Origin of the sequence: Vibrio sp. V10_P2A27P122 (assembly GCF_963874335.1) — a bacterium.
GTDB lineage: Bacteria > Pseudomonadota > Gammaproteobacteria > Enterobacterales > Vibrionaceae > Vibrio > Vibrio anguillarum.
Map to the genome: position 1 here is coordinate 1 of NZ_CAWNHY010000071.1, position 7064 is coordinate 7064.

General features: G+C 40.7%; 7 protein-coding genes. All 7 read right to left on the bottom strand.

Annotation, left to right across the window (positions count from 1 at the left end):
- Window positions 1–575, bottom strand: a 575-nt coding sequence (locus AACQ17_RS04015; protein ID WP_141201475.1) for a response regulator, incomplete at its 3' end; no start/stop codon positions are given.
- Complete coding sequence (locus AACQ17_RS04020) at window positions 551–2209, bottom strand: EAL domain-containing protein (protein WP_094147896.1); 1659 nt, start codon at window positions 2207–2209, stop codon at window positions 551–553. The genes AACQ17_RS04015 and AACQ17_RS04020, both read right to left, overlap by 25 nt.
- Window positions 2210–2213: 4 nt before the next feature.
- Window positions 2214–3440, bottom strand: coding sequence for a sensor histidine kinase (locus AACQ17_RS04025; protein WP_254918043.1), 1227 nt, complete (start codon window positions 3438–3440; stop codon window positions 2214–2216).
- A gap of 131 nt (window positions 3441–3571) precedes the next feature.
- The gene (locus AACQ17_RS04030) at window positions 3572–4879 is read right to left on the bottom strand and encodes a sensor histidine kinase (RefSeq protein WP_017047214.1); all 1308 of its coding nucleotides are present in this window, start codon (window positions 4877–4879) and stop codon (window positions 3572–3574) included.
- 9 nt (window positions 4880–4888) lie between these two features.
- Entirely contained in the window at window positions 4889–5470 is a 582-nt protein-coding gene (locus AACQ17_RS04035; RefSeq protein ID WP_013867877.1) for a chemotaxis protein CheC, read from the bottom strand.
- Entirely contained in the window at window positions 5467–5832 is a 366-nt protein-coding gene (locus tag AACQ17_RS04040; RefSeq protein ID WP_013867878.1) for a response regulator, read from the bottom strand. The genes AACQ17_RS04035 and AACQ17_RS04040 overlap by 4 nt, the downstream gene beginning before the upstream one ends.
- Before the next feature lie 36 nt (window positions 5833–5868).
- Window positions 5869–7044 (bottom strand): HDOD domain-containing protein, encoded by a 1176-nt coding sequence (locus tag AACQ17_RS04045; RefSeq protein WP_017047215.1) that lies wholly within the window; start codon window positions 7042–7044, stop codon window positions 5869–5871.
- Between the last annotated feature and the right edge of the window lie 20 nt (window positions 7045–7064).

The window sequence follows — 7064 nt, forward strand, 5'->3', positions numbered from 1 at the left end:
AACTTTTTATTAGATGATTGCAGCTCTAACGTTCTCTCTTTTACCTTCTGCTCTAAATCTTGATTAAATTCAGCCAGCTTACGATTATTGTCCTCCAAGGCTAGATTCACCACTTCGAGCTCGCTATTGCGTTTTTCTAACTCGATAGCCAAATGTTCTCGCTCTTTTGTCAGACGATAAAACTCCGCTGCTTTTGAAACGATCAATTTTAGGTTTTCGTTATCCCATGGTTTGCCAATATAGGTATGAATTCCGCCGGAATTTACTGCCCTGACGGTTGACTGAATATCACTATATCCAGTAAGCAGGATACGAATCGTCTCAGGATATAATTCTTTTGATTTTGCGAGAAAATCGGCACCATCCATCTCTGGCATCCGCATATCAGAGATAATAATAGAGACCTCATGTTGCTCTAAATATTCCAAGGCTTCCTTTCCGCTATTAAAAGAAACTATGTCATAATCTGTACGCAAAACCCTCGTTAGTGATTTTAGAATTTCGCTCTCATCATCTAGCAGCAGAAGGCTAAGTCTATCACCACCAATCTCTATTTTTTGTGCGACATTTTCCATCGTTCCTCCTCCATTCTAGACAAATAACTGACCACGTCGTCTGATGATAATGCCTGACTCACCAAATGCCCCTGGATAATGGAACAGCCCAAGGTTTTCAATTTATCCGCTTGCTCCTGAGTATCAACCCATTCGGCGATCACTCCCATTTCAAGTGATTCAGCACTGTCTATCATTGCCCTCAGAATAACTTCATTGGACGCTGATTTGCCAATTGCTTGAACAAATCGTCCATCAATTTTAAGTACATCGAAAGGCATTTCGCACAGATATTCATAGCCCGCATATCCAGTTCCAAAATCATCCAGTGCACAGCTCAATCCCAACCCTTTCAGTTTACTGAGTTCTTGTTTCGCCTGAATAAAATCCTCAATAAAGTCATGCTCCGTTATCTCTATTGACAAGTTATTCAAACCGCAACTGAGCTTTGTAGTTAGCTTAGTCAATAATTCGTAAAATTGCCCATTTATCAACATGTTCCCAGGCACATTAACACTGATATTTCGATCTTTAATTAGTTTCTGATGTTGTTTGATGAACATCAGTACGTCTTCCAATATTTTTTCGGTCAACACTTTAGTTAAACCATACTGCTCAATTATGGGTAAGAAACTGGCTGGATATTGCCACTCATTCTCAACTGTTTTGCGCCTAGCTAATGCTTCAAATCCACAAACATCACCAGTTACCGTCGACAGTTGCGGCTGATAAAACGCGCAGAAATAGCGTCTATCGATATCGTTTAATACAGAAAATAGCGCCAATAACTCTCGGGATTGAGGATCATTATCGAGCCAGTAAATTGGCAGTTGATGGTGCAAACGCACTCGCGAGCGTTCATTAAGGTCAGCAATAGATATATCATCGACTTGATGCAACGATTTGACATCACAGAGCAAAACCGTGTATCTGGTTTTAATAAGATGTGTGTCGACTTCAACAGGCTGAGAGAGTCGCGAACATAGGCGCATCACAACTTGATAACCTTTGGGGCTGTATGGAATGCACATAAACAGCTTATCTTTGTAGCGATATATGGTTTCCGGCTCTGTATTACCATCACTCAGATGCCACGCCAGCGTTTTAATAAATTGATTACCAAGCGCTCCGCCGTATTGATGGTTAATTTCGTCTAGATTAGCAATATTCACCATGACCAAAGCGTATGAGGAGTCACCATGTTTTTTCAATTCGATAATCTGTTCATCTAACGTACGCCGGTTTTTTAAGTTCGTCAGCACATCACTACCTAGCAATGCTTCACGCTCCAATAAACTCAAACGTATGGTTTCAATCAGATCCTCTCTATCCCATGGTTTTTGGAGAAAACGATGCAATTTCCCTTCGTTCAAAGCACGAGACAAACCTTTGATGTCAGCTTGACCAGATAGAATAATGGTTACAACATGAGGATACTTATTGCGAATATTGACGACCAGCTCTGTCCCATCCATATTAGGCATTCGATAATCAGAAATCACAATTTCGATAGGGTGCCGCTCTAAAATAGTCAGAGCCTCAAGGCCGCTACTCGCACAATGAACCACAGAAAAATGCGGTTTGAGTTCACGTGTTAAAGCTTTAAGTACCGCTGGCTCATCATCTACAAGCAGAATTTCTTTATATCGAAACATACAATTACCCCAATCCTTTCATCGAATGATGAGGTGCAACATAAAGCGGTAAACGAATATAGACGCAGGTTCCTTGACCTATCGTCGACTGAATTTCAATTTTCCCGAGGTGCTCTTCTATGATTTCTTTCGCAACAGATAATCCAAGTCCTGCGCCATCACCGATACGCTTGGTGGTAAAAAAAGGATCAAAAACGTACACTAAATCTTCCGGACAAATGCCTTTACCGTTATCGCATACCGATAGACAGACACTAGATTTATTCTCGATTAATAAGCTGTTTTCCATATACAAGGCGACAGTGACTTCACCATCAGTATGAGAGAATGACTGTAACGCATTGACTAACAAATTAATCAGTACTTGTTGGAGCTTATGGGTTTGCCCTAGAACATAAAATGGTATTTGAGGAGGTTCATAATTTAAGCGTGCTTTCAGCTTCATTTCACCCAACACCATATTAGTCGCAGAGCTAACCACGTCTCTTAAATCGACCATTCCAACTGATAATTTGGACTCGTGATAATACACATTCAAGCTCGCTACAATGTTTTTAATACGCGAAAGCCCCTCTAAACTTTCCACAATGATAGACTCGCTATCATCAAGTATTTCTGCCAACTGACGGTCGTTGATCTGCTGGATCTCTGGGTGTGCCTTCACTTGGGCAAGATAGGAACTTAACGTGTTGAAATTACTCATCACAAAGCCGAGTGGATTATTGATTTCATGCGCAACACCGGCGGCCAATTTACCTAAAGAAACCCTTTTTGCATCTTGCTCATTTCGTTGAAGATCACTACTACTCTCCCGCATAGACGACAGTAATTTTAAGGCCATCTCAACCAGTAACATGCCTTCTTGGATTTTTTCTAATTCACTTAAGTCAAAAGCATTCAGCGTTGTTCGCGCAAGAAACAGGCTATAGCGCCGCGTCAGTGAGGAGACGGAAAAGGTAACGCCACTTTTCCAAGCAGGAAAGTCATTGTGATAGTCTGAGAATTTCCCCGCCTCATTGGCTAAATCAGGGAAGTAACTAAACTCCGTATCGGCTAAGACCGGGTATGTGCTTAACTTAATTGTATCGGTGATTGGAAAACTAGAACGCAGTATCTTGAGCCTCTGCTCAGAATTGTAAGAAAATAGCACGATATGTGTATTAGGGAATAAAGGCTGAACATGAGTAATAAACTGATCTAACTTGTCTTCTTGTGATTGATTTGAAAACATAACTCCTAGCAAAGAAAGTACGACGTAGTGAAATGTTGAGTCCAAGCTGTGTTCTTCTTGAAAGCGTCTATTCTCTTCCTGTTGCTGGGTTTTACTCACATGCATACTCCCTAATCAAATAACGATAATTTTCACTCTATTGCTAGTGTAGCCAATTCGATTGCGTCTATCGGCAACGTAATGATGAATTCAGTACCTTTATTCACTTCGCTATGAACTGCAATGGTGCCTTTATGACCATTGATGATCCCGTACGAAACTGATAAACCTAATCCTGTGCCGGACCCAACCGCTTTGGTGGTAAAGAAGGGTTCAAAGATGCGATCTTTAATCGCATCAGGAATACCGCTTCCCGTATCTTTAATGCGAATTTCAACCTGTTTCTCATTTAACTTAGCTAATGAGATGGTGATGGTGCCTTCTCCGACAATCGCCTGACTTGCATTGACAAGAATATTAAGAAGAACTTGGTTAATCTGCATTGGCTGGCAATACACGTCAGGCACGTTTTCTTGATATATCTTCTCTAAAGTAATGTTGTATTTGATTTCGTTATTGATGATTTTCAGCGTTGATTCGATACAGTTTTCCAAATTTGCATAGCTCCATTCAGAACCATCAACGTGTGAAAACTCTTTCAAATTTTTCACAATGGCCATTACTCGAGATGAACCTTCTAGTGATTCTGAAATCAAATCTGCCGTATCTTCTAAAATAAAATCAATCTGTTTCTCTTGTAGTAATGACTCACACTTTGCCGCTAGAGCGGTATCATTTGCTTGTGAAACCTGCTGTTTTATCCCTTCTAAAACGGCGGCTAGCGTTTGAAAATAGTCACTCAGTGTTTGAATATTGGATGTGATAAACCCTACTGGATTATTGATCTCATGGGCGATACCTGCTGAAAGCTGCCCAATAGAGGCCATTTTCTCTGATTGCAGTAGTTGTCCTTGTGCATCTTCGAGTTTTTTAATCAACACTTTTTGCGCTTGATGTTCTTGCTCTAATTGATGAGAAATGCGCTTAAGTTCCTGCTGCTGGCTAGCTTGTATCGTTACGTCATAGACACATATACAGACATGCTCGATAGTCCCATCTTCACTATGAATAGGGATGATCTCCAAATCTTGATACATCTGTTCTTCTTCACCCGATACAGGGCGGGAACTTTTAAAGGGCAATAGGTGAGGCTTCTGCTCCCAGCTACTAAAGCTTGAAGTTTCAATCACCAATGCCGTATCAATTTTTCGTTTAAGGTAGTCTGCGGAATGAGGAAATAGTTCAAGTATGTTCTTTCCTTGCATCACATCACCATCAAAAATGACTCGGGATTGGAAATAGTCATTAGCTTTCACGATAATGTAATCCTGTCGTACTATGCACAACGCAAAAGAGAGTTGATCCAGCAGATCAGAAAGCAGTAAGCGGCTTTTTCCCATTCCAAACTCCTACATCAACTCATCGAGGTGAATGAGTACCTTATCCAATTCGTTGTCTGCAAAACAGATGATGGTTTTAGCAGAGAATGACGCTTTTTCGACTAAAAAAGAGATTTCCATAATTAAAGATAGCTTCCACTGAGAAATGGGAAGCGGCTGTGTTGACGGATAAAACAGCACTGGAGACTGAATTTTAGTTTTTATGTCTATTTGCTGACATAGACCCTTTAGACTTGCACCAGATAAAATATTCGAGATATCTAAAATGCTCTCCTCTAGGCTCACGACATCTTGAGCATCACCTGTTGATTGTTTTAGATCGCTCACTATCTGTTCACAGCCTTTTCTGCTCATTAAGGTCACTAACTCACCATCCATGCCACCAAAAAAAGACTGCCGAGTGTAGTAATAATCGGTTTCATAAGATTGCAGTTGCGCTAAATCCTCATCCGTTGCCACTCCAATACTGGGTACAGATATAGTGACGTGCAAATTAAGCAAGGTAGCCAGTTTATTTGCTGCTCTGCCCATTGAGATATTCATAAATTCTTGCAGGGCGTCTTTATGGTCTTCTGAAAGTGCCATTGTCATAATAGTCCTACCTCGTGCAATGTTTGTTTTAGCTGTGCTGGGTCAAGTGGTTTTTGCAAAAAGGTGACTGCACCGAGTTCTCTTACGCGCTGCTGAGCAAAAGGTTGAATATCGGCACTAATGACAATGACAATGCTTTTAGCATCAACGCTGTGCAGATATTCTAGGACTTGGAAGCCATCCATTTCTGGCATGGTCAAATCTAAAAACATCACTTCAGCGCACCCATTTTGGTAATTGACTAGGGCTTCTTTGCCATTTTGGGCTTCGCTGATTTCTACATCCCACTCTTCAGGAATCGCCCTCATTACCGCTTTTCTCGACATCTTTGAATCGTCTGCTATTGTAATTTTAATTGCCATGCTCGCTCCCTCTAATCAAAAAAAGTAATTATATAATTACTCAATAAATATGGGTTTTAGCTCAACTAATACGCTTGCAATGGAACTTGGTACACCGTCAATCAGTGTTTGGTAGCTCTCATTTTCCCTACATGCTTCTATGCGATTTGCAAGCCCCACAATACTTCCAAGTACAACAGATTTGTCATCTGAAAAAAAATCACTCTTACTTTGATTAAGAACGATCTCTCCAATCTCTGAACCGTATCCCCATATCATCAGCATGTATGCCGTTACTATGTAGTAATCAGCATATTCTTGTTGAAGCTCTAAGAAAGAATCAACATTATGGATATCAGCGCCTTCCTCCATCAAAATCAATTTTCCGATTGCGGTAAGCAAGCTTGAGACAAACACCCGATCTTTATCTTGTAAGGAGTACCCCAAGTTTTTAGCCAGTAAACGGGATATATAGCTCACCCTCAGCGCCTGTTCTGAAATATCTTGGTGGGCCTTTTTTGAAACTAAGCTGTTAGCGTGATGGCTCAATAACGATATGGCGATGCTCTCCACTAAAGTCGCACCTAAACGTCCAACAGCTTCCGATAATGAATCAGTGGTTCGACGAAAACCCAAGTAAGAAGAATTGGCAATTTGAAACACTCGTGCGACTAATACAGGCTCATGGCTAATGGTGTCTGCGATTGATTGAAGATCACAAGTAGGAGAGGCAATAGTTTGTTGTAAACGGTGTATCGAATTGGGTAATACCGGAAGATCTTTCAAACTTCCGAGTTTAGTTCGGCACTCATTGTTAAACGGCATTTGATAAAGACGTTCGGTACATTCAAATAAGCGTTCAAAGTCCTCTTGTGTGAATGGCTTAGGCAGAACGAAGTGGGAATACGCATGCGCTTTTTGAGGCAAATTCTCCTGCGTATTCCCAGTTAAAAGAGCTCTCACTACTTGCGGGTAAGTCTGCTTTACCTCTTCTAACAGCTCATCGCCACATTTATGCGGCATGAGTAAATCTGAAATGATAATGGCTGGCGGTTGGCAATTATACTTATTCCATTCTGACAACCAATCTAGTGGCTCTGAAACGAGTATAATTTCCCATTCTGGACGAATACGCCTGATCAAACGAGCAATGGCTTTAAGCATAAAAACATCATCATCTATGCACATGACCTTCAAATGTACTTTTTCCATTTGATTCTCACTTAGCTTCATTGTTTTATTTATTCATATAT